23 protein-coding genes are annotated in these 24,667 nt (G+C 62.1%); 5 read left to right on the forward strand and 18 right to left on the reverse strand.

Going from position 1 to position 24,667, the window contains the following annotated elements; all coding sequences use genetic code 11:
* Positions 1-67: 67 nt before the first annotated feature.
* From MA04_RS00240 to MA04_RS00260, 5 genes are all read right to left on the reverse strand, one after another.
* The gene (locus MA04_RS00240) at positions 68-1,375 is read right to left on the reverse strand and encodes a TRAP transporter large permease (RefSeq protein WP_262459047.1); all 1,308 of its coding nucleotides are present in this window, start codon (positions 1,373-1,375) and stop codon (positions 68-70) included.
* A 10-nt stretch (positions 1,376-1,385) separates the two neighbouring features.
* On the reverse strand, positions 1,386-1,949 hold the full coding sequence (locus MA04_RS00245; protein ID WP_163126662.1) for a TRAP transporter small permease: 564 nt from the start codon (positions 1,947-1,949) through the stop codon (positions 1,386-1,388).
* Between the two features lie 455 nt (positions 1,950-2,404).
* Positions 2,405-4,057: a long-chain-fatty-acid--CoA ligase gene (locus MA04_RS00250; RefSeq protein ID WP_262459048.1), complete on the reverse strand. Its 1,653-nt coding sequence runs from the start codon at positions 4,055-4,057 to the stop codon at positions 2,405-2,407.
* A 96-nt stretch (positions 4,058-4,153) separates the two neighbouring features.
* Positions 4,154-5,335 (reverse strand): acetyl-CoA C-acetyltransferase, encoded by a 1,182-nt coding sequence (locus MA04_RS00255; RefSeq protein ID WP_163126664.1) that lies wholly within the window; start codon positions 5,333-5,335, stop codon positions 4,154-4,156.
* Between the two features lie 117 nt (positions 5,336-5,452).
* Positions 5,453-6,235: an SDR family NAD(P)-dependent oxidoreductase gene (locus tag MA04_RS00260; RefSeq protein WP_014996522.1), complete on the reverse strand. Its 783-nt coding sequence runs from the start codon at positions 6,233-6,235 to the stop codon at positions 5,453-5,455.
* 546 nt (positions 6,236-6,781) lie between these two features.
* Here MA04_RS00260 and MA04_RS00265 point away from each other — a divergent pair.
* Positions 6,782-9,514 carry a LuxR C-terminal-related transcriptional regulator gene (locus tag MA04_RS00265; protein ID WP_262459049.1) on the forward strand — a complete coding sequence of 911 codons (2,733 nt, stop codon included), beginning with the start codon at positions 6,782-6,784 and terminating at the stop codon, positions 9,512-9,514.
* Positions 9,515-9,648: 134 nt separating this feature from the next.
* Here MA04_RS00265 and MA04_RS00270 read toward each other — a convergent pair whose 3' ends face one another.
* The 11 genes from MA04_RS00270 to MA04_RS00320 form a co-directional block, all read right to left on the reverse strand.
* Complete coding sequence (locus MA04_RS00270) at positions 9,649-10,935, reverse strand: glycerate kinase type-2 family protein (RefSeq protein ID WP_316252560.1); 1,287 nt, start codon at positions 10,933-10,935, stop codon at positions 9,649-9,651.
* 35 nt (positions 10,936-10,970) lie between these two features.
* Positions 10,971-11,798: a crotonase/enoyl-CoA hydratase family protein gene (locus tag MA04_RS00275; RefSeq protein WP_163126666.1), complete on the reverse strand. Its 828-nt coding sequence runs from the start codon at positions 11,796-11,798 to the stop codon at positions 10,971-10,973.
* Between the two features lie 28 nt (positions 11,799-11,826).
* Positions 11,827-12,711 carry an SDR family oxidoreductase gene (locus MA04_RS00280; protein ID WP_262459050.1) on the reverse strand — a complete coding sequence of 295 codons (885 nt, stop codon included), beginning with the start codon at positions 12,709-12,711 and terminating at the stop codon, positions 11,827-11,829.
* A gap of 16 nt (positions 12,712-12,727) precedes the next feature.
* The gene (locus MA04_RS00285; protein WP_262459051.1) at positions 12,728-13,516 is read right to left on the reverse strand and encodes an enoyl-CoA hydratase/isomerase family protein; all 789 of its coding nucleotides are present in this window, start codon (positions 13,514-13,516) and stop codon (positions 12,728-12,730) included.
* 11 nt (positions 13,517-13,527) lie between these two features.
* Positions 13,528-14,661: a CaiB/BaiF CoA transferase family protein gene (locus MA04_RS00290; protein WP_163126668.1), complete on the reverse strand. Its 1,134-nt coding sequence runs from the start codon at positions 14,659-14,661 to the stop codon at positions 13,528-13,530.
* A gap of 136 nt (positions 14,662-14,797) precedes the next feature.
* Entirely contained in the window at positions 14,798-15,673 is an 876-nt protein-coding gene (locus MA04_RS00295; protein ID WP_262459052.1) for a hypothetical protein, read from the reverse strand.
* A 73-nt stretch (positions 15,674-15,746) separates the two neighbouring features.
* On the reverse strand, positions 15,747-16,538 hold the full coding sequence (locus tag MA04_RS00300; RefSeq protein WP_262459053.1) for an enoyl-CoA hydratase-related protein: 792 nt from the start codon (positions 16,536-16,538) through the stop codon (positions 15,747-15,749).
* 10 nt (positions 16,539-16,548) lie between these two features.
* Positions 16,549-17,835, reverse strand: a complete 1,287-nt coding sequence (locus MA04_RS00305; RefSeq protein ID WP_262459054.1) for an acyl-CoA dehydrogenase family protein — start codon at positions 17,833-17,835, stop codon at positions 16,549-16,551.
* 64 nt (positions 17,836-17,899) lie between these two features.
* Positions 17,900-18,271 (reverse strand): DUF6285 domain-containing protein, encoded by a 372-nt coding sequence (locus MA04_RS00310; RefSeq protein ID WP_163126671.1) that lies wholly within the window; start codon positions 18,269-18,271, stop codon positions 17,900-17,902.
* A 22-nt stretch (positions 18,272-18,293) separates the two neighbouring features.
* On the reverse strand, positions 18,294-19,286 hold the full coding sequence (locus tag MA04_RS00315) for a phosphotransferase family protein (RefSeq protein WP_163126672.1): 993 nt from the start codon (positions 19,284-19,286) through the stop codon (positions 18,294-18,296).
* 145 nt (positions 19,287-19,431) lie between these two features.
* Complete coding sequence (locus MA04_RS00320) at positions 19,432-20,199, reverse strand: enoyl-CoA hydratase/isomerase family protein (protein WP_163126673.1); 768 nt, start codon at positions 20,197-20,199, stop codon at positions 19,432-19,434.
* A 163-nt stretch (positions 20,200-20,362) separates the two neighbouring features.
* Between MA04_RS00320 and MA04_RS00325 the strand changes: the two genes are divergently transcribed.
* Genes MA04_RS00325 through MA04_RS00335 form a run of 3 tightly spaced genes read left to right on the forward strand, consistent with a single transcriptional unit; the run spans position 20,363 to position 22,798 of the window.
* A complete protein-coding gene (locus tag MA04_RS00325; RefSeq protein ID WP_233917333.1) occupies positions 20,363-21,166 on the forward strand; it encodes an SDR family oxidoreductase in 804 nt (267 codons plus the stop codon).
* A gap of 50 nt (positions 21,167-21,216) precedes the next feature.
* On the forward strand, positions 21,217-22,098 hold the full coding sequence (locus tag MA04_RS00330; protein ID WP_055100387.1) for a crotonase/enoyl-CoA hydratase family protein: 882 nt from the start codon (positions 21,217-21,219) through the stop codon (positions 22,096-22,098).
* Positions 22,099-22,111: 13 nt separating this feature from the next.
* Complete coding sequence (locus MA04_RS00335; RefSeq protein ID WP_163126676.1) at positions 22,112-22,798, forward strand: nitroreductase; 687 nt, start codon at positions 22,112-22,114, stop codon at positions 22,796-22,798.
* A gap of 29 nt (positions 22,799-22,827) precedes the next feature.
* Here MA04_RS00335 and MA04_RS00340 read toward each other — a convergent pair whose 3' ends face one another.
* On the reverse strand, positions 22,828-23,319 hold the full coding sequence (locus MA04_RS00340) for an Lrp/AsnC family transcriptional regulator (protein ID WP_097057670.1): 492 nt from the start codon (positions 23,317-23,319) through the stop codon (positions 22,828-22,830).
* A gap of 134 nt (positions 23,320-23,453) precedes the next feature.
* On the opposite strand from MA04_RS00340, the gene MA04_RS00345 reads away from it, so the two are divergent.
* Positions 23,454-24,086, forward strand: coding sequence for a LysE family translocator (locus MA04_RS00345; RefSeq protein ID WP_262459055.1), 633 nt, complete (start codon positions 23,454-23,456; stop codon positions 24,084-24,086).
* A gap of 45 nt (positions 24,087-24,131) precedes the next feature.
* Here the strand turns inward: MA04_RS00345 and MA04_RS00350 are convergent, their stop codons facing one another.
* The gene (locus MA04_RS00350) at positions 24,132-24,656 is read right to left on the reverse strand and encodes a TRAP transporter small permease (protein WP_262459056.1); all 525 of its coding nucleotides are present in this window, start codon (positions 24,654-24,656) and stop codon (positions 24,132-24,134) included.
* Positions 24,657-24,667 lie beyond the last annotated feature (11 nt).

Below are 24,667 nucleotides of genomic sequence, written 5' to 3' on the forward strand. Positions count from 1 at the left end.
TTCTTCCCTGTTGTTATCCGTTTTCAATGAACAGCGGCGCGCCCATGCAGGCACGCCGCGCGCAGGCTTACCCCATCATACGAGGCAGAAACAAAATAAAGTCCGGCACGGTCATCAGGAAGATCAGTACGAACAAGTCCATGACCAGGAACCAGAAGATGCCTTTGAAAATCGAGGTAGTGGAGGCCAGATTACCCACCACCCCTTTTATCACGAACACGTTCATGCCAATCGGTGGTGTGATCATGCCGATCTCCAACAGTTTGGTGAGCACCACGCCAAACCACAGCAGACTCAGATCGGCGGCGCCGATGATCGGCAACACGATGGGCAAGGTCAGCAGCATGGCGCCAATCGGCTCGAGAAACATGCCCAGCAACAGGTAGATCAACACGATCATCACCAACACCATGAAGGTGCTGGCACCGCCACCAATAACCAGGGACGACAGATAATCACCGGCGCCGGACAACGCCAGGAAGCGCGTCAGCAGGCTCGCGCCAACAGCGATCACCATCAAGGCGCCAGTGGTAAGCAGGGTTTCCAGAATAGCGTTACGGAATCGTTCCCATGTCAAAGCCTTGCGCATCCAGGCAACGATGCAGGCCAGGAACGCACCGACGGCGCCCGCCTCCGTGGGCGTGAAAATACCGCCGAACAGACCGCCGAAAATACCGATCATAATCAGGATCACCGGCCAGGTTTCCTTGAGCGCCGAGATCTTTTCCCGTCTGGAAACCTCCTCCTTGACGTCCGGGGCCAGAGACGGGTTCAGCTTCACTCTTATCATCACGACCAGGATGTAGCCCACCGTGGTCAGGATGCCGGCACTGATGCCGCCCAGAAACAACCCGGTAATCGGTACCTGGGCAATAATGCCGTACAGGATCATGATGATGGACGGCGGAATCAGCGCACCGATGGTGCCGGCCACCGCCACCGTGCCGGTGGCCAGCTCCGGGTGATACTTATGGCGAATCATCTCCGGCACCGCGATGCGCCCCATGGCCGCGGAGCATGCCACGGAAGAACCGGATACCGCAGCAAAGCCGGCGGAACCGAAGATCGATGCCACGGCCAGACCGCCAGGAATCGACGCCAGCCATAGCCTAGCCGCACGGAACAGCCCCTGGGTCAACTGAGCATGAAAGCAGATGAACCCCAGCAGCAGGAACATGGGAACGGAGCTGAGCACCCAGTTGGCGGCGAATTGATAGGGAATCAGACCCAGAGAGCCCCAAGCCACACCCCAGCCCATCAAATACCAGAGGCCACCGAAGGATACGCCGATCAGCGCCATGCCGATGGGCACCCGCAATCCGATCAGCACCAGCAGCATTGCCAGACCGGTCAAACCAATTTGTACGTCACTCATCGCCGGTCTCCTAGTTCGCGTCCGAATGGTGGCTCGAGGCAATCGGCATCTCATCCGGCTGCGCGCGCTCGTCATCCAAACCGGATTTCAAACCGAATAAATAAACAATGAACTTATAAAAAAGAACCAGGGTCATCAGACCGATGCCCACCGGCAGGACAAAATAGGTTTGCCAGACGGCGATACTGGCGTCCCCCTGCACCACCGAGGCGTTAATCGCGTGTTTGGACAGGGCTTCGCCCCAGGTACGCACCGCCAGGAAAGAGAACACCACGCCGGAAAAAGCCAGCGCCCACCCTTCCAGATGTTTCTGAACGATCTGGGGCAACCGTTCAGTCACCACTTCCACGGTAATGTGAGCGTTCTTCTGCTCGGCATAGGCCAGGGGCACGAAGGCCGCGACGATCATGTAGTAGTGCGAAACGATGGTGATGGTTCCCGGTATCGGGGTACCGAAGACATAGCGACCGATAACGTCGAAGGTGACGTGGAGCATCATCAACGCGATGGCGAGGCCACCGATGACGGTCATGAGATTGGTGATCTTGGATAGCCAACGACCCAATGCATACATAAATAAAGCTCCTTATCGGAAAAGCAGGTCGATTTTTGCTGTTGTTGTTATCCAGGCCATATTGCGACTCCCGTGCGTTACCGCGCCGTTATCAACGGACACGGCGTTATTGTTTTAAGTCTTTTCCATGACGAACCAGAGGGCTCTGAAACAGGGACCTATTTAAGTAAAGCCAATTGATTCATTGCCATTTCAGATTTGGAGGGAATAAACGGCAACGCTTCATCCATCGGCGCTTCGAGTGTAAGAGGCGGTTTGTCCGGGTATCATCGTCGGTTCCGACGAAGTCTCCCTTCCCGGAACAGAGAGTCGGAAGGAGAGCCAGAGGAAGAGCGGGAACAAGCACCAGGGGGAACCAAAGGGAAGAAATTAAAAAGGAACTCCGCGCCCGGTCTCCGGAGAGACGCCGATGGGACGGTTGGCCTGCAATACAGACGCGGAATTCAAGGTAAACGTTAAGACCGTACCGCTTCACGCCGGGGGCGGTAACCGGCGAATTGCTCACGCAATTTGGTCTTCAGCAGCTTGCCGGTGGCGGTATGCGGCAGTTCGTCCACGAACACGATGTCGTCCGGCAGCCACCACTTCACCACCCGCTCCGCCAGATGCGCCATGATCTCGTCTTCATCAACCTGCGCGCCCGCGCGCTTCACCACCACCATCAGCGGGCGTTCCTGCCATTTTTCGTGGGGAATGGCGATTACCGCGGCCTCCGCCACGCCGGGATGGGAAAAGGCGGCATTTTCCAGATCCATGGAGGAAATCCACTCCCCTCCGGACTTGATCACGTCCTTGGCCCGATCCACCAACTGCAAATAGCCGTCCGGGTCCAGGGTGGCGATGTCACCGGTGGGGAAATACCCCTCGTCATCGAGCACGCCACCACCTTCGGCCCGGAAGTAGCCGCTGGCAATCCAGGGGCCACGAATATAGAGATGGCCAGAGTGCACGCCATCCCAGGGCTGCGGCTCGCCTTCATCGTTGACGATCTTGATGTGCACGCCCCAGATGCCGCGCCCCTGCTTCACCTTGAGCTCATCCAGGCCGTCGCGATCCAGGTCATCGTGTTTCGGCAGAGGCCGGTTGACCACACCCAACGGACTGGTCTCGGTCATACCCCAGCCCTGAATCACCTGAGCTCCCAGCTGAGTCTCCAGCCGTCGCACCATGGCCCGCGGCGGCGCGCTGCCACCGATACCGATGGTGTCGATACACAGTTCCTTATCCAGATCCAGTTCCGGATGGGCATCCAGGTACTGGAAGAACATCAGCCACACCGTGGGCACCGCCTGGGAAAACGTTACCCGCTCGTCACGCATCAGCGGATAGAGATGCTCACCGTCCAGATGTTCGCCGGGCAGAACCATTTTCGCGCCGACCATGGCCGCCACGTAGGGCATGCCCCAGGCATTGGCATGGAACATCGGTACCACCAGTAATAAGGTGGAACGGACACTGACATTGAACGCGTCCGGCGCCATCGCCATCAGCGAGTGCAATACGGTGGAACGATGGGAGTACAGCACCCCTTTCGGGTTGCCGGTGGTACCGGAGGTGTAGCACAGACTGGAAGCGGTACGCTCGTCGAATTCCGGCCAGTCATATTCGACGCTAGCGCCTTCCACCAGGTCCTCGTAGCAAAGCAGACCGGGAATATCGACCTCGGGCATGTGGGCGCGATCGGTCAGCGCCACGAAATGCTCGATACTTTTCAGTTTTGGTACCAGCTTCTCCACCAGCGACGCGAAGCTGATGTCAAAAAACAGTACCTTGTCCTCGGCGTGATTGAGGATGTACTCCACTTGTTCGGGGAACAAACGGGGGTTCACCGTATGCAGCACCGCACCGGACCCGGAAACCCCGAAATAAAGCTCCATGTGACGCCAGGTATTCCATGCCAGGGTGCCAACCCGATCACCAAATTCGACGCCCAGTTCGTTCAGGACGTTGGCGACTTGTTTGGCGCGATGGGCGATCCGCCGGTAATTGGTACGATGAATAGGCCCTTCAATGCTGCGCGAGACAATTTCCTGTTCAGGGTGGAAAGTGGCCGCGTGCTCGATGAGCGAAGAGATCAACAGCGGCTTGTCTTGCATCAGACCCTGCATGGACACCTCCTTTTGTTATTCGTTATGCCGTCCGTTCACCGAACGGACCCCGCAAGCCGATATCCACGACCCGCGAGGTGATCAGGACGCCCGGGATCAGAGGCGTTCGACAATGGTCACGTTGGCCAGACCGCCACCTTCACACATGGTCTGCAGACCATAGCGTTTGTTGCGCTTTTTCAGAGCATGCAACAGCGTGGTCATCAGCTTGGTGCCGGAGCCGCCCAGCGGGTGCCCCAGGGAAATGGCGCCGCCGTTCACGTTCAGACGATCGGCGTCGGCGCCCAGCGTTTTCAGCCAGGCCAGCGGTACCGGCGCGAAAGCTTCGTTGACTTCAAAAAGGTCAATGTCATCGATACTCATGCCCGCTTTCTTCAGTGCCCGCTCGGTGGCCGGAATCGGCGCTTCCAGCATGATCACCGGATCGTGGCCGATCACGGTCAAATGGTGGATGCGAGCCATGGGCTCCAGCCCCAGGGCTTTCAGACCGCGTTCGTTGACCACCATGACGCCGGACGCGCCATCACAGATCTGGCTGGCGGTGGCGGCGGTGATACGTCCCCCTTCCTTCAGCAATTTGACGTTCTGAATGCCTTCCAGGGTGGCGTCGAAACGAATGCCTTCATCCACATCGTGGGTTTCGCCGTCACCGGCACCATCGATACCGCGAACCGGCAGCGGCACGATTTCGTCCTTGAAGTCACCCGCTTCGGTAGCACGTTTGGCGCGTTCATGACTGAGCAGGGCAAAACGATCCAGCTCGTCCTTGGTCAGGTCGTACTTCTCCGCCATCATCTCGGCGCCCATGAACTGGCTGAAATCCGGTATATCCGGGTAGCGTTCCTTCATCGCCGGGCTGAAGTAGTGCCCCAACCCCTGCTGACGCGCCAGGGAGGACGGCGACCCCATGGGTACCCGGCTCATGGATTCCACGCCGGCGGCGATAACGATGTCCTGGGTGCCGGACATCACCGCCTGGGCGGCAAAATGCAATGCCTGCTGGGATGACCCGCACTGACGATCCACCGAGGTGGCCGGCACCGATTCCGGCAGGCGCGAGGCCAGTACCGCGTTGCGGGCCACGTTATTGGACTGCTCACCGGCCTGGCCGACGCAGCCCATGATCACATCCTCGATCAGAGCCGGGTCCGCATCGGCGCGATCCAGCAGGGCATTGAGTACCTGGCCGGCCAGGTCGGCGGGGTGCCAGCCGGAGAGACGGCCGCCCCGGCGGCCACCCGCGGTGCGGGCCGCGGCAACGATATAGGCTTCACTCATGTTTCGATCCTTCCTGCGGCGTGCCGCCCGACACGGACGGCACCGATTGATTGAATTCTCAAAGCGTGACAGGGCGGGAGCACCGTCCGAAGCGACGATTTTCCCGCCACTGCCGGATCACCGCGGTGCCATGCGGATGGCACCGTCCAGGCGCACACTCTCACCGTTGAAGTAGCCATTGACGATCATGGTTTCCGCCAGCTGGGCGAATTCATCGGGGCTGCCCAACCGCTTCGGAAACGGCACCGAGGCCGACAGGGACTGTTTCACGTTTTCCGGCAAACGGGCCAGCAATGGGGTCTCAAAGATACCCGGCATGATGGTGTTGACACGGATGCCCTCGCTCATCAGGTCACGGGCCATGGGCAGTGTCATGCCCACCAGGGCGGCCTTCGAGGCGGAGTAGGCGGTCTGCCCGATCTGGCCATCCTGAGCGGCCACCGAGGCGGTGTTGATCATCACCCCACGCTCGCCGTGCTCGAGCGGATCCAGGGACAACATGCCCTTGGCCGCCTTGGCGGAGCAACGGAAGGAGCCAACCAGGTTGATCTGGACAATGCGATTGAACTGATCGATCGGATAATGATTGGTGGTGCCGTCCTTCTTGTCCCGGCCGGCGGTCTTGGCGGAGCCTCCGATGCCCGCGCAGTTCACCAGGATGCGCTCCTGGCCGATGGCGGCACGGGCCTTTTCGAAGCCTTGATCCACGGACGCATCATCGGTGACGTCCACTTTGCAGAACACGCCGCCCAGTTCAGCCGCCAGGGCTTCACCCTGCTCTTCATTGACATCGAACAGCGCCACTCGCACCCCGTGGGCGGCCAGCCGCCGGGCGGTGGCCGCTCCCAGACCGGAAGCCCCACCGGTAATCACTGCGCTCACGGAAGAATCCAGTTTCATAGGAAATCCTTCAATTAACTTATAAAGGGATGGCAGCAGCGCTGGGCGGCTCCGAGAACACTGCATCGCAATGAGCACTGAAATTCCAGGAAGTATCCAGGTTCTGACGGTGTACGTTCGTTCTCTTTTAATGCCACGGCGAAACCGCGCCGCTGCCTGCCTGCTTAGGCTCTAAAAGGCTAGGAGAGTGCGCGGATACTGGATATCGTCTAAATGGACGAAACAATGCAAGCCCTTTGATATTTATGGAATAAACAGAAATGAGGCCCTGGTTTTCTCGTCTGATCCCTGGCGAAAACTGCCGGTTGCGGTTGGCAAAACCTCGCCCCCTGACCGGGTTCATTGACAACCCCCTGCCACCTCCCTACAAGTAACCACACTGGCTTGAACATAAGCTCCCACGGCTGTAGTTTTCAGGATACCCTTTGGTAGGTGCGGAAATTTGCGCCTGTATTTTGCCCTGGCAGCACACTTGGCAGCACATAAGGCCATAACAACAAGAACCGATGGTTGCATCGGCTCGGTTCACCCCTGAGGTAGGCTTCCATGAAGACGTCGAGCTATCTGCTTTCCACGAGGGCGCTGCTCAACAGCAAGTTGAGCCCGCCCACGTCGCATTCTTCACAGGTTACCCGCACCCGTATCCGTGACTCCGTGGTGGGGGCCAGCGCCGCCAAGCTGGTGTTATTCCAGGCGCCGGCGGGCTTTGGCAAATCCACCCTGATGGCGCAATGCCTGGAACGGTTTGAGTCCGAGGGCGTGGCCACCGCCTGGTTGACCCTGGACGACGCCGACAACGACATTCAACGCTTTCTCTCCTGCGTCGAGGCGGCCATCTCCTCGATGATGGAACTGCCCCAGGAACCGGAACGCGGCCTGCATTCCAGCAAGTCGCCCGGCGACACCGCGCTGGAACTGGTCACCAGCCTGGCCGCCGAACACGCCGCCTTTGCCCTGTTCCTGGATGATTTTGAACGGATCCACGAACCCACCGTGCTGGGACTGGTGCGTGAAATCATCGATCACCTGCCGCACAACTGCCGCCTGGTGATCGGCTCCCGCAGCGTGCCGGAGCTGGGCCTGGGCCGGCTGCGTGCGCGTGGGAGGCTGTTGGAAATCGACTCCGAACTGATGCGTTTTTCCAAGGAAGAAACCCATCAGTTTCTCAATGACTGCCGCCAGCTGTCGCTGTCGCTGGACGATCTCGGCCATATCCACGACAAAACCGAAGGCTGGGTGGCGGCGCTCTGGCTCGCTTCCCTGGCATTGGAGCACCACCCGGCGCCGGCGGAGTTCATTGCCAGCTTCTCTGGCGAGAATCGCGCGGTGGCCCATTATCTGGCCGAGGATGTGCTCTCCCAGCAACCGCCGCGGGTGAGGAATTTCCTGCTGCGCACCAGCATCCTGCGCTACATGAGCGTACCGCTGTGCAACGCCCTGTTGCCGGACACCGATAGCGAATCGCTGATCAACCTGCTCAACGAGGCCAATATCTTCCTGGTGCCGATCGAGGGCCAGGAGCGGCTGTACCGCTATCACAGCCTGTTCGCTGATTTCCTGCGCGCCCAGTTGGAGCAGCACCTGCCCCAGGAAGTCCCCTATCTGCACCGCGCCGCCTCGCACTGGTTCGAGGATCAGCACCGCCCGGTACCGGCCATTGACCACGCCCTGGAGGGCAAGGATTACCGCCGCGCTCTGGAGTTACTGTCGGTGCACGGTGAGGAGCTGCTGGCCCAGGGGCGCATGCGTCTGTTGGCGCGCTGGTTCGAGACCATCCCGGCGGAGCGTCTGGATGGCTATCCGCTGCTACAGGCGATTCATGTCTGGGCGCTGTGTTTCACAGCCAGCCCGCGCAAGGCCATGGATCTGCTGCAGCGCACCGGCCTGGAAAACTCCCGCGATCCGCAAATCCGTCCCCATGTGCTGGCGCTGCGCCCGTCGATTCTGGCGATCATGGACGACTTCGAGGAAGCCTACCGGATCGGCCGCGAAGCCCTGAAGCAATTGCCCAACGGCGACCCTTTCGCCGACACCGCGCTGGTCAATACCGTGGCCAATGCCTATTCGGTGATGGGCGAATACCAGGAAGCCCGGCAGCTGCTGGACGGCGCCCGCGATGTCCAGGGTGTCTACGAAAGCGCCTTCAATGCCATGTATTCCGAGTCGGTGGAAGGCATCATCGACTTGCAGGAAGGCCGCCAGCGCCAGGCCGCCGCCCGCTTCCGTCTCGCGGTGGGCATGACCCGGGCGCGCGGCGCCTTCTCCTTCAGCGGCACCACCGGTAATGCCTGGGCCGGCGTACTGCATGCCAGTGCCGTCTACGAATCCAATGACCTGCCGCAAGCGGCGCGACTGCTCAATGTCTATGTGCCGCTGGTGCGCGACATCGGCCTGCCGGATCACATGATCCTTGGCGACGTCATGCTCTCCCGCATCGCCTTCCACGAGAGCGATCTGGATAAGGCCTTCCAGATTCTGGCCTCACTGGAGTTGACCGGACACCGGCGCCAACAGCCTAGGGTGGTCGCCACGGCTCGCCTGGAACGGGCCCACCTGATGCTGCTGCAGGGTGACGAAGAGGCCTCCCTGGCCGAACTGGAACGGGCCGATGACCCACAAGTATGGGACCGGGTGAAGGGACTGCGGCTGCTGGCCAACGACCTGGAAACCGCGCAAATCGGCCGGTTACGCTGGGAGAGTCTGGTCGGCGACGCCGGCAGCGCGGTGGAGAGGCTACGCGAAGCGATCGCGGAAGCGGTGCACGATTCCCGCTACCGTCGCGCCTGTAAGCTACGCCTGTTCCTGGCCGTGGCGCTGCAGCGCAAGGGGCAGTTGCGCGGCGCCCTGGAAGAAATGGAGAAGGTGCTCAAGGAAGCCTGCCGTGAAGGTTACTTCCGCCTGATCCTGGACGAAGGCCCGCGAGTGGGCGCGCTGGTGGTGCATCTGCAGTCCGATACGCTCGAGCGGAAACAGGATCGCCGCGAGCCACTGTTCGCCGAGTATCTGCAGCAATTGCTGCAAGGATTCGGCCCCACCGTGTTCAATGCTTATCCGCCAGTGGAAGATGCCCAGGCGCTGCTACTGCCCGAACCGCTGACGCGCAAGGAAATCCGCGTGCTCAAGCTGCTCGCGGAAGGGCACTCCAACAGCGCCATGGCGGAAAAGCTGTTTGTCTCCGACAGCACCATCCGTACCCATTTACGCAACATCAATGCCAAGCTCAACGCCAGCAACCGCACCGAAGCGGTGGCCATTGCCCGCAAGGCCGGGGTGGTTTAGATCTGGAGACATAAATCAGAGATGGCTACACAGCCGCTGTAGGAGCTTGCCTGCAAGCGAATCCTTGGAGTTCGAAAGCACAATTCGCTTGCAGGCAAGCTCCTACAGCGGCTACGTGTGCAGGCAAACGCCGGCTACGCCAGGATCAGAAAAGCGCGGAAATCATTCACGTTGGTATGGGTGGGGCCAGTAACCACCAGGCCGTCCAGTGCCCGGAAGAAGCCGTAGGCATCATGGTCAGCCAGCGCCTGCCGGCCATCCACCTGACGCGCCCGGGCCTCGGCCATCAAACCCGGGTGGTAGACCGCGCCGGCGTTATCCTCGGTACCGTCGATGCCGTCGGTGTCACAAGCCAGGGCATGAATACCCGGCACATCATCAAGACTCAACGCCGCCCCGAGCAGAAACTCCGCATTGCGGCCGCCTCGCCCCTTGCCGGTCACCGTCACCGTGGTTTCGCCGCCCGATAACAGCACCAAAGGCAATCGCAAACCGCCAAAACCACCACCTCGCCGGGCCTGATGGGCCAACTCCGCGTGCAAGGCACCAAGGTCCCGGGCCTCGCCTTCGAGACGGTCGGACAGCACCGCCGCCGCCACTCCCTGCTCCCGCGCCCGCCGGGCAGCGGCACGCAGGCTCAGTGCCGGCGTGGCAATGCAGTTGAGACGAGTGGACTGAAAACAGGGTGCTCCGGGTTTCGGAGTTTCCGACGCCGGGTCCTCCAGGTGACAGCGTACCGCCTCCGGGACGTCGATACCGTAGCGTTCCAGCACCGCCAGCGCCTGGGCCGAAGTGGAAGCGTCCGGCACGGTGGGACCGGACGCGATGACGCTGGGGTCATCGCCGGGCACATCGGAAATCACCAGCGTGTGGGATTCAGCGGGCGCCAATGCCTCGGCCAGGCGCCCGCCCTTGATCGCCGACAGGTGCTTGCGCACCGTATTGATCTCATGGATGGCGGCGCCGCAGCGTAACAGTTCACCAGTGAGCGCCTGTTTGCAGGCCAGGGACAGGCCGGCGGCGGGCAGACTCAGCAGTGACGAGCCGCCGCCGGAGATCAGACACAACACCCGGTCTCCCGGTCCCGCCGCCCGGGCCAGTTCCAGAATACGCCGAGCGGCCCGTTCTCCGGCCTCGTCCGGTACCGGATGCGCGGCTTCCACCACTTCGATATGGCGAGTGGGCAGACCATGACCGTAACGGGTCACCACCAGGCCGGTCAGCGGGCCGGACCAATGCGCTTCCACCGCCCGCGCCATGGCCGCCGCCGCTTTACCGGCACCGAGCACCAGCAACGGACCGCCATCGTCTTCCGGCAACCAGGGCGGAACACAGTGTTCCGGTTGCGCGGCGAGGACCGCCGCGTCGAACAGTTCACGCAGAAGGCGCCGGGGCGCCTCCGGATCCTGCAATAGGTCCACCCGTATCACCTCACGGGACAATCACAAAAGAACGCTCAATGCTCCGGATCACGGAACACCGGCGCACGCTTCTCCATTCTGGCATAAACCGCTTCGACCTGGTTGGGCTGGCCGATGATCGCATCCTGTTCCACCGATTCCGCCAGCAGCACCCGGGCGGCCTGCTCCTGCGGCATGGCGGATTGATTGAGCAGGCGCTTCATGGCGCGCACCGCATGGGGGTTGCGGCCGGCGATGTCCCGGGCCATGGCCAGGGCTTCCTCGCGGGGAGACTCGCATACCCGCGTCACCAGTCCCAGGTCCGCCGCCTCTTCACCATCGAAAATACGGCCGGAATAGCACAGTTCGCGCACCCGATCCGGTCGTACCAATTCGCTGATCAGCACCATGCCGGCCATATCCGGCACCAGCCCCCACTGAATCTCCATCACCGACCAGCGGGAATCGGCGCGGGCCAGACGCAGGTCCGCGCCCAGGGCGACTTGCAGGCCACCGCCAAAGGCGACACCGTGGACCGCGGCAATCACCGGAACCGGCACATCGCGCCAGACCATGGCGGCGTACTGGGCCTGATTGCTGTCGCCGTGGGTGCGTTCGGCCAGGGTTTTACGGCCGCCGACACCAGCGCCGCTGCCTTGCGCCATGCGCGAGAAATTTTCCATGTCCAGCCCGGCGCAAAAGCTCTTGCCCTCACCGCTGAGCACCACGGCGCGCAGCCCCTGCCAGGCGGAAAGCCGCTCCGCCATCCCGGCCAGGGCGGCAAACAGCTCGCTGTTCAGTGCGTTGTGCTTGTCCGGCCGGTTGAGGCGAACCTCCACCACCCCGGGCGTCTCGGTTTCGATCACACGGATCACGTCATTCATGGTTTCTCCTCGGGCCAGACAGCCGCGCTCACGAACGCTGCTGCTTGTCCTTTTCGTTCTGGCGGGTAATGGCATCCCGGGCCTGTTGCCACTCATCATCGCCCCAGGCCGCGAGTTCGGCAAAGTTACCACCGTCCGCCTGATAACGCCCGCCGTCGATGGCGATGGTCTGGCCGTTCACATACTCGGAACCCGGCGCCAGCAAATAGGCCGCCAGGTTGGCCAGTTCCGGCATCTTGCCCGGACGCCCCATGGGACACCCCCGCACCTGCATGCCGCCGAGCGGCCCCAGCCGCTTACTCATGCCCTCGGTGGGGAACAGGCCCGGCGCGATGGCATTGAAGCGCAACCCCCGGTTACCCCATTCCACCGCCAGCGACTGAGTCATGGCGTGAAGGCCGGCCTTGGACATGGCGGAAGGCACCACGAACGGGGAACCATTCCATACCCAGGTGGTAAGGATGGACACTACCGACGCACTGACGCCTTCCGCCAGCCAGCGCTTGCCACAGGCCTGGGTGACCAGGAAGCTGCCACGAAACACAATGCTGGAAATGGCATCGAAGCCGCGGCTGGACAGGTCCTCGGTGCGGCTGATGAAGTTGCCGGCGGCATTGTTGAGCAATCCGGTCAGGGCGCCACCGTCCTTCCAGATGGTATCGACCATCGCCTCGATGGCGTCGGCATCACGAATATCACAGGTAACCGGCACCACGGTGCCGCCATGGGTGTCCATCAAGGCTTTCGCGGTCTCTTCCAGGACCGCGCCACGGCGGCCACAGATATACACGCGGGCACCGAGGATCAGCAAAGCCTCGGCCATTTCCCGGCCCAGGCCGGTACCCCCGCCGGTCACCAGAATGCGGTGGTCCTTGAGCAGATCGGGGCGGAACATCAAATCACTGGCTTGCACGGTTATTTCCTCCGGATCAGGCATACCGGGGCGGACGTTTTTCCAGAAACGCCGCCACCCCTTCTGCAAAATTGTCGTCTTTCACGCACAGGACCTGATTGCGATCCTCCAGCGCCACCACCGCTTCCAGGCTGGGCAGATCCACCGCCAGCCCCAGGGCGTCCTTGGTCAAACGCAGGCCCAGCGGCGTGGTGGCGAGCATGTCATCGATCAGTGAACGGGCTTCTTCCTCAAGTGCCGGCAACTCATCCACACGGCTGGCGAGCCCCAACTGGTGGGCGCGCCCGGCGTCCATGAAACGGCCGGTGAGCAGGTATTCGGCGGCCACCGAACTGCCCACCATGCGCGGCAGGAAATAGCTGACGCCGACATCGCAGCCGCCCAGGCCGATGCGAATGAAAGCGGCATTGAAACGGGCGTCCGGAGTGATCAATCGGATGTCACTGGCCAGCGCCAGAGCGAAACCGCCGCCGCTGGCACTGCCCTGAACCAGGGCGATGATCGGCTGTGGACAGCGGCGCATGTTGACCATGATGTCGCGCACTTCGCGCTGCCCGTTGAGCGCCTCCCGCACCTGGCGTTCAGCGGGAGCGTCGTGGCGCTCCTTCAGATCCAGACCGGCGCAAAAGGCACGGCCGGCACCGCGTAATACCACCACGCGAATCTCGTCACGGTGGTACAGCTCGATGAAGTAACGGTTGAGGGAACGGATCAGATCACGGCTGAGCGCATTCAGCCGCTCGGGGCGATTGAGCGTCACCCAGGCGACGCCGTCCCGTTCCTCGATGATCAGGGACTCACTCATAACCCCTCCGCTCAAAGAATGCCGCTTTCCCGCAGGCCGGCCTGACGGGTCTCGTCGATGCCCCAGTCCGACAACACTGCTTCACTGTCCTGTCCACGGGCGGAAGGGGCCCGTGGCGCCGGTGGCGGGGTACGACTGAAACGCGGCGCTGGCGCCGGCTGCACCACGCCGTCCACGGTGATGAAGGTATGGCGGGCGCGGTTGTGCGGATGTTGCGGCGCTTCCTCCCAGTCCAGCACCGGCGCGAAACAGGCATCGCTGCCTTCCAACCGTTCGCACCAGTAATCCCGGGGCTGGCTGGCGAACAGCCGGGTCAGTTTGGCTTTCAGAGTAGGCCAGCGTTCGCGATCGTTTTGCGCTTCGAATTCCGGATCGTCGATTTCCGCGCGCTTCAACAACTCGGCATAGAACTGCGGCTCGATGGCGCCCACCGCCACGAACTTGCCGTCGGCGCACTGATAGGTGTCGTAGTAAGGCGCGGCGCCATCCAGCAGGTTGGCGCTGCGTTCGTTACGCCAGGCGCCGGCGGCTTTCATGCCGTACATCATCGCCGAGAGCAGCGCGGCACCATCGGTCATGGCGGCATCCACCACCTGCCCCTGACCGGAAGCGCGGGATTCGTAGACGGCGGCGAGGATACCGAAGGCGAGCATCATGGCACCGCCACCAAAATCACCGACATAGTTGAGCGGCGGCGGCGGCGGGCCGTCAGCACGACCGATGCCATGCAGCGCACCGGTCAGTGCGATGTAATTCAGGTCGTGGCCGGCGGCGCTGGAGAGCGGACCGAACTGGCCCCACCCGGTCATGCGGCCGAATACCAGGGAAGGCCGCCGGCGCAGGCAGACTTCCGGCCCCAGCCCCATTTTTTCCATCACGCCGGGGCGGAACCCCTCGATCAGCACGTCGGCCTGTTCCACCAGGTCCAGTACCAGATCGGCGGCACCGGGCTTCTTCAGATCCAGCGCCAGGGAGCGCCGCCCCCGGGCCAGCACATCAAACCGGGCGGACCCGGGCTCGCCGCGGCCGGGGCGGTCGATACGGATCACCTCCGCCCCCATGTCCGCGAACATCATCGAGCAAAACGGGCCCGGCCCGATGCCCACCATCTCGATGATCTTCAAACCTTTCAGGGGTCCCGACATGCTGTCCTCCTCACCAACCGCCATCATCAAAGGACATTCATGGTGCGGCCGGTTGAACAGGCGCGCATCGTCGAAAAGGACGACTGATTGGCACGCCGGCACGCCTTATTCGCGAGCAAGTGGAATACCCTGGGCGTCACCCCCTCACGAGCGATGCCGCCATGGCTTCCCGCATGGCGGCATCAATCGGGGTGGGCCGCCGCTGTTCGCGGTTCATCAACACCATCACGCTTTCGCAGAGGCCAACCAGAACATCGTTGACGCGGGCACCGCTGCGCACCCGGAACGAGCTGTTACCGAAACCGGCGATCCCGGTGGCCAGCGAGGCGCTGTGCAGGGGCGCCGGCCAGTCCAGGTAGTGGATATCAATGCGCGCCACCAGCAAGCCCAGGCCCGGCAAGCGCATGGCATCCAGGGAACTGACCCGGGACTGTTCCAGATAACGGGCAATGGTCAGCTCCCCCAGACGGCGGTCAGTATCCTGATCGATAAAGCGCGGCTCCAGCGGTGTCCGGCACGGGTACCCCAGATCCGTCTCGGGACCGGCCTCGAAATCCGGCAAGGGCGCCAGTTCCGGCACGTCCCCGAGCCGGGCGCTCAAGGTGTCGAACATGGAGGCCGGCAAGGATTGCCATTGACCATCACGCCAGGCGCCCATCAGGCAGTCCTGTACGCTGGTGCATTCCCCGTTCTGGAACAGGGCGATGGCGAAACGGCAGGTGGCCTTGTCCACCGCCACCAGCTTCACCGCGCACTGCACGTCGGTGAGGTAGTGGGTTTCCTCGAGAAACTGGGTGACGGTACGGCGCGGACGCAACAGCACCTGATCGGAACACCAGATGTCCTCAGCACCCAGTACCTCCATCAGATAACGCAGGCGGCCCTCGGTATGGAAACTCTGCACCGCCACGTTATTGACGTGCCGCTCCACATCCAGATGGAAAAACAGCGGCGTGATGGTGAATTGAAAATCGTAGGCTTCGGGGTCCCGTTGCCAGGGTTGTGTTTTCACGTGGTGTGACTCCAACCGGAGAAAGGGATAGAGGAACGATGCCGACCGTGCCGGCATCGTCACCGGCGGTGAATCAATCGAAGTTCGGCCTGCGCTTTTCCAGAAAGGCCTGGACGCCTTCCTGGAAGGCATCGCTATCGATCAATCGCTGTTGTCCCTGGGTTTCCAACTCCATTTGCTGATCCAGGGTGTTGTGCTGGGCGGCGTCCAGGGCGCGGCGGGCTTCCAGGGCAGCGCCCCGGGGCAAGGCCGCCAGGCGCGTGGCCAGCTCGCGGCTGGTCTGTTCCAGTGCCTCGTCATCACAGCAGCCCCAGATCATACCCCAGCGCTCCGCCTGCTCCGAAGGGATGCGTTCCCCCAGCAGAGTGGCCCCCATGGCACGGGCGGAGCCGGCCAGACGCGGCAGGTGCCAGGTGGCGCCCAGGTCCGGCAGGATGCCCAGGGTGGGAATAAAAGGGAACAGAAAATAAGCGGAACGCGCCGCCACCACCACGTCTCCGGCCAGCGCCAGGCTGGCCCCCGCCCCCGCCGCCGCGCCATTCACCGCGGACACCACCGGTACCCGGCAGCGGCGCAGTGCCTGAATCAGGGGCACCGAGGTTTCCCGCATCATTCGCGCCACTCGCGTGCCCACCGACTCGTCGCTGGCCGGCGCCATGGTGCCCAGATCAGCGCCGGAGCAGAAGGCCCGGCCGCTACCGGTGACAATCAGGGCGCGCACGCTGTCGTCCTGTTCAATGGCCGCCAGGGCGTGGAGCATTTCCTTTTGCAGTTCCGTCGCCAGCGCATTCATGGTTTTCGGGCGATGCAGACTCAGCACCGCGATGGCGCCGTCCCGTTGCAGTTGGATCGAGTTGTATTCCATGGCTGTTTCCTTATTCGTCCCGCCAGCGGTTCGGTCCCAGATAGCCGAACAGATAAGCGGCGATCTTGCGCATCTGGATTTCCTCCGCCCCTTCGGTGATCCGATAGCGGCGGTGGTGCCGGTAAATATGTTCGAACGGCTTATGCCGGGAATAGCCCATGCCGCCGTGGACCTGCATGGCACGATCCGCCGCCTCGCAACACAGGCGATTGGCCCAGAAATTACACATCGACACTTTGTCGGAGAGTTGCTTCTCCACTTCCACCTTTGGCAACTGGTCCATCTGCCAGGCGGTATGGCGAATCAGCAACCGCAGCATTTCCGTCTGGGTATGCAGTTCCACCATCGGGAATTGAATGCCCTGATTCTTCGCCAGTGCTTCCCCGAACGGTTTGCGGTCGCGAGCATACCGCACACTTTCCTGAATGCAGAACACTGCCGCGCCGAGACTGGAAGCGGCCTGCCGGATGCGATTTTCGTGAACGAAATGCTGGGCCAGCGCCAGGCCGTTGCCCTCTTCGCCAAACAGCGTGTCCGCCGACACCCAGACATCGGTGAAACTGATGCGCGGATGGTCGGTGGGCATGTTGAAGGTCCACAGGTACTCCTCCACCTTCAACCCTGGGGTGTCCGAGGGCACCAGCAGGGCGGTGATGCCTTTGGCGTCGCCGTCCTTGCCACTTGTACGGGCGAACGTCAGGCAGTGAGTGGACGTGTGCATGCCGGTGATCCACATCTTCTCGCCATTGATCAGCCAGCCGTCGACGCCGTCCCGCTGTTGTCTCACCGCCCGGGTTTCCATATGGGTGGCGTCGGAGCCGTGATTGGGTTCGGTAAGACCGAAGGACAGCTTCAATTCCCCGCTGAGCATGCCGTGGATAAAAGTGTCGCTTTGCTCGGCGGTGCCGAAATCCCGGAACATCAGAACGAAGGGGTTGTTGGCGACGATGGAGTGCTCGTTCTGCAGATCGTTGTGCAGACCGAGACCTTTTGCCGCCAGATGCTCGCGAATGACCGTCATCGCCAGATGGGAACCATCCTGGCCGCCGTATTGTTTCGGCAAAGGGAAACGCCAATGGCCGGCTTTGTCCGCACGCCGACGGGCTTCCATCAGCAGCGCTTCCCACTCTTCCCTGGGCAGACCGCCATTGTCAAAGTCGGTGCGCGCCCATTCCCGGCGGTGGTCAAAGAAACGAATGTTGTCGTCCTGATTCTCCAGCGGTTTGATTTCCGCTTCGATGAACGTGTCCAGCTCTTCCAGGTAGGCGGTCAATTCCGCCGGCAGATTGAAATCCATCGCACCCTCCTTATGTGGGGTTTGTGGGGTGGCTCCTGTACGGGCCCGCCGCCATCAGCGCACATCAACTGTCCAGCGCGTTGAGGTAGCCGGAGTAACGGGGCTGGTCCACCGCCACCTTGTGCAAGGTGACGAACCAGAGAAAATCGGCCAGCCCCGGGGTATCCAGAGTAAATTCGCCGTTGGCGATGCCCTCGCAAAGCCGTTCGGTCAACAGCCGGGTATCGCCGTCCTCGCCGAGCAGGTCACGCAGCCGTTGCTGCTCCTCCTCGGCGATGCTCTCCGGCTGCGTCAATTGCCGCTGGACCATATCCACCACATTGGCGGCCACCCGTACCCGGAACGCCAGGCCATTACTGACCGCCGGCATCACTTCACGGCGCAGAAATTCCGACACCACGGCCAGCAGATCGGGGTCCTTGGGCAAATCTTGCATTGATCGCTCCTCGAACAGGCGCTCAGCGCGCCAACAGGGTCAACAGATCTATTTCGGCTTCCGAAGCGCGACGGCCAATGGCGCCCCGCTCCACGGTGCGGTCGGTGCCACTGATAAACGCCTGGGCCATCTTCTGGCAGATCACACCCCATTTAAGAACACCGAACACTTCCCAGAACGCCACCCGACGCGGATCCACCCGGCGGCCACTGGCTTCCTGGTAGCCCTGGAACAGTTCCTCCCGGGTGCCGAAGCCACCCACCGGCAGAGCGCTGTTACCGAAGCGCCAGGAGTTGACGCATATCCAGCCCAGATCCGCCATCGGATCACCGAGATAGGAAAGCTCCCAGTCCAGCACGACACGCAGGCCGTTGCGGTCCACCATCAGATTGCCGTTACGGAAATCACCGTGAACCAGGCAGGGTTCCGCCGGCTCGGCGGGCAGGTTGTCACGCAACCACCGGAACGCCAGCTCGAACACCGGACGCGGTTCGCCGCAGGCCTGGTAGCGCTGGTAGTAGGTGTCGATCAATTGTTCGGCGGTGCGCTGACGCAGGAACGAAACTTTGTCCAACGGCACCTGATGAATACCGGCCATCACTTGTCCGCATTGCCGCGCCAGCACCGAGCGGGCATTGCTATAAGCTTCGTCACGCAGAATCCGTTGCGGCAGGGTTTCCCCATCGACCCGGCGCATGATGTACCCCACGCCGAGGTCATCCTCTTCCCTCAACTCGTAACGCACGATGGGAACCGGCACATCGTGACGCAGCACTTCCCGCAACAGGCGCGCTTCCTGGTCCATGGTCAGCGTGGTGGAATCGGAGCCGTTCATGGGACTGGCGATTCTCAGAATCAGCGGCTCCACATCATCGTCGCTGACCAAATTGAACGACCACATCTGCTGGCTGGCACCGCCGGTCAGACGGGTCAGTTTGTCAATCGCGGCACCGGGTAGCAGACGCGAGGACAACGCCTGCAACGCCTTACCCACGTTTTCTTGGTTTAACTCCATGAGATCCCCATGCTGGCTGCTCATTGGGTCCGCGACCCCGGTTCAGCCGCCACCGGGACTCAGGCTCCGGCGGCGGAAAGCTTAAAAATTCTAGGAACCCGCCAGCCGGATTAACGTCGTCGAATCAGACGATTTGCTGAGTCGCTTATTTCTTCGACTTCGCTTTAAAGGCTTCCACCGCCGCTTTCGATTCCGGGCTGGCAATGCAACGGTGCTGCGCCACCGCTTCCTGCTGATAGGTTTCCGCGTAACTGCTGGTAGCCGCCGCGCGCAGCAATCGCTTGGCTTCGGCGGTGGCCAGCGGGGAGCGTTGCGCCAGTTGGCCGCCCCATTCCAATGCCCGCTCTTCCAGTTGATCCACCGGCAGAACCTGGTTGGCAATACCCAGTGCCAGGCAACGCTGTGAGTCCAGACTGCCGCCCTCGACAATCAGTTGGAAAGCACGCTGATAGCCCAGATGCTGATAGAGGAACCAGGTGGCACCGCCGTCAGGGACCAGCCCGATGTGGCTGAACGCCATGTAAATCCGGGCTTCCTCCGCCATCAACACCAGATCGCAGGCCATCAGCACCGCCGCGCCGACGCCGGCGGCGACACCGGGCGCCATACCGATGACCGGCAGCGGCATGGCGGAGATTTTCTCCAGTAACGGCCGATAACCATCCAGCAGGGTTTCAATCACACTCGGCTTGTTCTCCGGCGACTCCATCAAATCGGCGCCGGCGGAAAAGGCGCGGCCGGTGGAGCCGAGCACCACCACTTTGACGCGGTCGTCCTGTTCCGCCTCGTTGAGGGCGGCCAACAGGGCTTCGCGCAGAGGGATATTGAAGGCGTTAAGGGCGTCCGGGCGGTTCATCTTGACGATCGCCACGGCCCCGTTCACCCGATAATCGACAAGCGCTTCGCTGGTCATGGTGACTCCTTGCAGGCCAATGAGGTGGCTCCGCATGATCGTTGGGAACCCCCTCCGCGGGCGTCGTCCGAAAAGACGATTCGTCCTAACCGACGATTGCCGCTTTTCACCCGGGTCGTGAATCTGTATCTCCCATGCACAGCACAGCAGAGAAGGCCCAGCCATGAGCGAACAGCCCGTACGTACCGTCCAAGCCCTTTTCGATCTCACCGGCAAAACCGCCCTGGTCACCGGCGGCTCGCGCGGTCTCGGTCTGCAGATGGCGGAGGCGCTGGGCGAAGCCGGGGCCCGCGTGGCGATCAGTGCCCGCAAGGTCAAGGAACTGGAAGAAGCCGCCGAGCATCTGCGCCAGCGCGGCGTCGAAGTGCTGCTGTTACCGGCTGATCTTTCCCAAGAGGCGCATGTGCTGAGCCTGGCGGAACAGGCGGTCAAGGAACTCGGCCAGGTGGACATCCTGGTCAACAACGCCGGCGCCACTTGGGGAGCCCCGGCGGAGGACTATCCCATGGACGGCTGGGACAAGGTGATGACCCTCAATGTGCGCAACCTGTTCCTGCTGACCCGGGAGATCGGCCGCCTGAGCATGATCCCGCGCCGTTACGGCCGTATCGTCAATATTGCTTCCAATGCCGCGCTCGGCGGCAACCGCGATCTGATGCAGGCGGTGGGCTACAGCACCAGCAAAGGCGCGGTGGTCACCTTCACCCGGGCGCTGGCGGCGGAATGGGGTGCTTACAATATTACCGTCAATGCCATCGGCCCAGGGGTGTTCCCGAGCAAGATGTCCCGCTACCTTAGTGAGCGGCACGGCGACGAAGGCCTGGCACGGCGGGTTCCCCTCAATCAGATCGGTGACGAGGAAGGGCTCAAAGGCGTGGCGCTTTTGTTTGCTTCGGACGCCGGCAAGCACACTACCGGCCAGTTTTTGCTGGTGGACGGCGGCGCTTCCGCGATGATCGCGGGCTGATCGTCTTTTCTTTATTTCTTACTTTTTTTATTGAGTAATTGGGAGTCACCATGGAAATTCCTTCCTTTCAAACTCTGGAACTGACCGTCGATGACGGTATCGCCACCCTTTACCTCAATCGCCCGGATCGCATGAACGCCTTTACCCGGGAGATGAAGGACGAGCTGATCGCCGCCTTTGACTTCACCGACGCCACTGACGAAGTGCGCGCGGTGATCGTCACCGGCAAGGGCCGCGCCTTCTGCGCCGGCGCGGATCTGGCCTCCGGCGGAGACACCTTCGACTACAAGAAGCGTGGCGGCGAAGGCGCCAACCCGGACGACGCTCACCGTGACGGCGGTGGCCAGGTGGCCCTGCGCATCTACCGCAGTCTGAAGCCGGTGATCGCCGCCGTTAACGGCGCCGCGGTGGGGGTCGGGATTACCATGCAACTGCCCATGGACGTGCGGCTCGCCGCCGAAAACGCCCGTTTTGGCTTTGTCTTCTCCAAACGAGGCATCGTCAACGAGGCGGCGTCTTCCTGGTTCCTGAGCCGGGTGGTGGGTATTTCCTCGGCGCTGGAATGGTGCTTCACCGGCCGGGTTTTCAACGCTCAGGAGGCCAAGGAGCGTGGCCTGGTGCGTTCCGTGCATCCCGCCGACGAGCTGTACGACGAGGCGGTAAAACTGGCTCGCGAGTTCGCCGACCAGACCTCCGCCGTCTCCATCGCCGCCATGCGGCAAATGATCTGGCGCATGGCCGGTGCTTCCCACCCCATGGAAGCCCACCGCCTGGACAGCGCGACGATGAAATCCCGGGGCGGTTCCAACGACGTGCGCGAAGGGGTCAATTCGTTCCTGGAGAAACGCCCGGCGCAGTTCCCCGACCGCGTCTCCACCGACATGCCGGACTGCTTCGAATGGCAGAGCGAACCGCCGTTTAAGGCCATTTAAGGAGGGAGGCCCGATGACCGATGCCGCCAAGACCGTCAGTGAGGCGCTGGAATCCCGGCGCTCGATCCGCGCTTTTCAGGATCGTCCGGTGGACGGCGCCCTGTTGCGCGCCATTCTGGAAAAAGCCAGCCGGGCCCCGTCCGGAGGCAATCTGCAACCCTGGCATCTTTATGTGGTGGGGGGCGAGCGCCTGGACCAGTTCAAGGCGATTATGCGTGAGCGCCTGCAAGACTCGCCCGGCGGGGAAAACAGGGAGTACGACGTCTATCCCCCGAACCTGATCGCCCCCTACCGGGACCGGCGTTTTCAGGTCGGCGAGGACATGTATGGCCTGCTCGGCATTCCCCGCGACGACAAGGCGGCACGGTTACGCTGGTTCGCCAACAACTTCCAGTTCTTCGGCGCGCCGGTGGCTCTGTTTTGCTATGTGCACCGCACCATGGGGCCGCCGCAATGGTCGGATCTGGGCATGTATCTGCAATCGGTGATGCTGCTGCTGCGCGAGGCCGGTCTGGACAGTTGCCCGCAGGAGTGCTGGTCGCTGTACCCGCAAACCCTGGGCGAATTCCTCCAGGCGCCGGACGAGTGGATGCTGTTCACCGGCATGTCCATTGGTTATCGGGAGGAGAACGCGGAAGTGAATCAGCTGCGCGCCAAACGGGCGCCACTGGATGAGATCGCGGAATTCCACGGCCTCTGATCAGGAGGGGCCCACGCCCCTCCTTCCCATCATCCCGCCGCCCCTGGCAGATGCGCCAGCGACAACCCGGTTTCCCGCTTGACCGTGGAGATGGCGAAGTTACTGCGGATATCCGTGATACCGGGAAGTTTCAGTAAAGTGCCACGCAAAAACCGCTCATAGGCGGGCAAGTCCGGCACGACCACTTGCAGCAGAAAGTCCGACTCTCCGGAAAGCAGATAACAGGATACCACCTCCGGCAGATCCGCCACGGCATCGCGGAAGGCGCTGTCCACCTCATCATCGTGCTGCCCTACTTTGATACCGACGAAAACCGTTAACCCCAAACCCACTCCGCCGCGATCAAGCTCGGCGTGATAGCCGCGAATGATCCCGCTTTGCTCCAGCAGACGAACCCGGCGCAGGCAGGGCGACGGCGAAAGTCCCACTTCCTCGGACAACTGAACGTTGCTCAGCCTGCCGTCCCGTTGCAGCGCGGCCAGAATCCGCCGGTCCAGATTGTCCAACTTCACTTCTGGCATAAATGGATCCTTTCAGGCTCATCATTGGCATTATATGCCAACACATAACGCTATCATCCGCCAAAACGCAATCCGACCTGCCGATCCAAGCCGTACTCTTAGCACCATGAAGAGGCAATCGGAACCCCGCTGGCATGGCTCATCTTGAAACTTTCATTGGCGCCCTGGTGGTCGCTTATCTGGTACCCGGTCCGGACCTGGTTCTGGTGCTGGAGACCGCCAGTGTCAGGGGACGCGCCCAGGGCCTGGCGACAGCGGCGGGGCTGGCGATGGCCCGTGGGGCTCATGTGGTCATGGCGGCCGCCGGTCTGGCCGCGTTGCTGAAAACCTCACCTTGGGTATTCGAGCTGGTCCGCTGGATCGGGGTGCTCTATCTGGTCTGGCTCGGCATCAAGATCGGCCGTTCCGCATCCTGGTCACTGGAGGATTCAGCGGCGGCGCTTGGCAGCCCGCCCCGGGCCTATCGCTCGGCGGCCTGGCGCGGCCTGCTGACCAATTTCACCAATCCCAAATCGCTGCTGTTCTGCTCCGTGTTGCTGCCCCAGTTCATCGACATCGGCAACGGCTCGGTGGCCTCTCAGTTTCTATTGCTGGGCATTATTCTGGTAGGCCTGGGCGTACTGTTTGACTTGCTCTACATCGTCGGCGGCCGCGCGCTTGGCCTGTGGATGCAACATCGTCCCTGGGCACAGCGGCTGCAACGGAGCCTGTTCGCTACACTGTTGATCGGATTCGCCCTGCGCCTGGCGATGAGTCGTCCATTCTGAACGCATTGTGGATCGGCGGACCTGCACCAAAGCTGGCGAGACCTTCTATCCGCTTTCCTGCACATCATCGTTTCCGGCTGGGCGGCCGGCCAGCGCTTGCCACCACAGGCGCACCATCTCCAGCAGCATCAGCGCGAACGCCAGCGGCATCATCAACATCACCGGCCATACCGGCCACAGACGGGTACCGATCTGCATCTGCCGGGCGCTTTGCGCGGCATCCCAGGCGAATTGCCACAGATACCAGAGCAATACCGCGAAGATCACGATCTCCACGGTCAGCACCAACACCGCCACCGCTCGCGCCCATCCCGGCGACATCCGGTCGGCCAGAATATCGAAGCGGGGAAAGGTGCCCTGCCGATGCCCCAGCGGCACCGCCCAGAACACCAGCAACGGGAACAGCATGCGCTCGATCATGTTGTACCCGCCGGGAATCAGGTCCATCCCCAGCAGATAACGGCCGAGCACCCCGATCACCGTGATCATCATGATCAGGAACAGGCAGAGTCCCGCGCCCACCGAGGCCAGCCCGCCCTCCAATCGATCAATGGCCTTCCAGAATGCCATGGCTTTCTCCT

It is taken from the genome of Alloalcanivorax balearicus MACL04, from assembly GCF_025532145.1.
Taxonomy (GTDB): Bacteria; Pseudomonadota; Gammaproteobacteria; order Pseudomonadales; family Alcanivoracaceae; genus Alloalcanivorax; species Alloalcanivorax balearicus.

Excerpts from the sequence above, each read along its gene's own strand:
- MA04_RS00240 (WP_262459047.1), bottom strand. The coding sequence starts at position 1,375 with ATGAGTGACGTACAAATTGGTTTGACCGGTCTGGCAATGCTGCTGGTG.
- MA04_RS00245 (WP_163126662.1), bottom strand. The coding sequence starts at position 1,949 with ATGTATGCATTGGGTCGTTGGCTATCCAAGATCACCAATCTCATGACC.
- MA04_RS00250 (WP_262459048.1), bottom strand. The coding sequence starts at position 4,057 with ATGCAGGGTCTGATGCAAGACAAGCCGCTGTTGATCTCTTCGCTCATC.
- MA04_RS00255 (WP_163126664.1), bottom strand. The coding sequence starts at position 5,335 with ATGAGTGAAGCCTATATCGTTGCCGCGGCCCGCACCGCGGGTGGCCGC.
- MA04_RS00260 (WP_014996522.1), bottom strand. The coding sequence starts at position 6,235 with ATGAAACTGGATTCTTCCGTGAGCGCAGTGATTACCGGTGGGGCTTCC.
- MA04_RS00265 (WP_262459049.1), top strand. The coding sequence starts at position 6,782 with ATGAAGACGTCGAGCTATCTGCTTTCCACGAGGGCGCTGCTCAACAGC.
- MA04_RS00275 (WP_163126666.1), bottom strand. The coding sequence starts at position 11,798 with ATGAATGACGTGATCCGTGTGATCGAAACCGAGACGCCCGGGGTGGTG.
- MA04_RS00285 (WP_262459051.1), bottom strand. The coding sequence starts at position 13,516 with ATGAGTGAGTCCCTGATCATCGAGGAACGGGACGGCGTCGCCTGGGTG.
- MA04_RS00290 (WP_163126668.1), bottom strand. The coding sequence starts at position 14,661 with ATGTCGGGACCCCTGAAAGGTTTGAAGATCATCGAGATGGTGGGCATC.
- MA04_RS00300 (WP_262459053.1), bottom strand. The coding sequence starts at position 16,538 with ATGGAATACAACTCGATCCAACTGCAACGGGACGGCGCCATCGCGGTG.
- MA04_RS00305 (WP_262459054.1), bottom strand. The coding sequence starts at position 17,835 with ATGGATTTCAATCTGCCGGCGGAATTGACCGCCTACCTGGAAGAGCTG.
- MA04_RS00310 (WP_163126671.1), bottom strand. The coding sequence starts at position 18,271 with ATGCAAGATTTGCCCAAGGACCCCGATCTGCTGGCCGTGGTGTCGGAA.
- MA04_RS00315 (WP_163126672.1), bottom strand. The coding sequence starts at position 19,286 with ATGGAGTTAAACCAAGAAAACGTGGGTAAGGCGTTGCAGGCGTTGTCC.
- MA04_RS00320 (WP_163126673.1), bottom strand. The coding sequence starts at position 20,199 with ATGACCAGCGAAGCGCTTGTCGATTATCGGGTGAACGGGGCCGTGGCG.
- MA04_RS00325 (WP_233917333.1), top strand. The coding sequence starts at position 20,363 with ATGAGCGAACAGCCCGTACGTACCGTCCAAGCCCTTTTCGATCTCACC.
- MA04_RS00330 (WP_055100387.1), top strand. The coding sequence starts at position 21,217 with ATGGAAATTCCTTCCTTTCAAACTCTGGAACTGACCGTCGATGACGGT.
- MA04_RS00335 (WP_163126676.1), top strand. The coding sequence starts at position 22,112 with ATGACCGATGCCGCCAAGACCGTCAGTGAGGCGCTGGAATCCCGGCGC.
- MA04_RS00340 (WP_097057670.1), bottom strand. The coding sequence starts at position 23,319 with ATGCCAGAAGTGAAGTTGGACAATCTGGACCGGCGGATTCTGGCCGCG.
- MA04_RS00345 (WP_262459055.1), top strand. The coding sequence starts at position 23,454 with ATGGCTCATCTTGAAACTTTCATTGGCGCCCTGGTGGTCGCTTATCTG.
- MA04_RS00350 (WP_262459056.1), bottom strand. The coding sequence starts at position 24,656 with ATGGCATTCTGGAAGGCCATTGATCGATTGGAGGGCGGGCTGGCCTCG.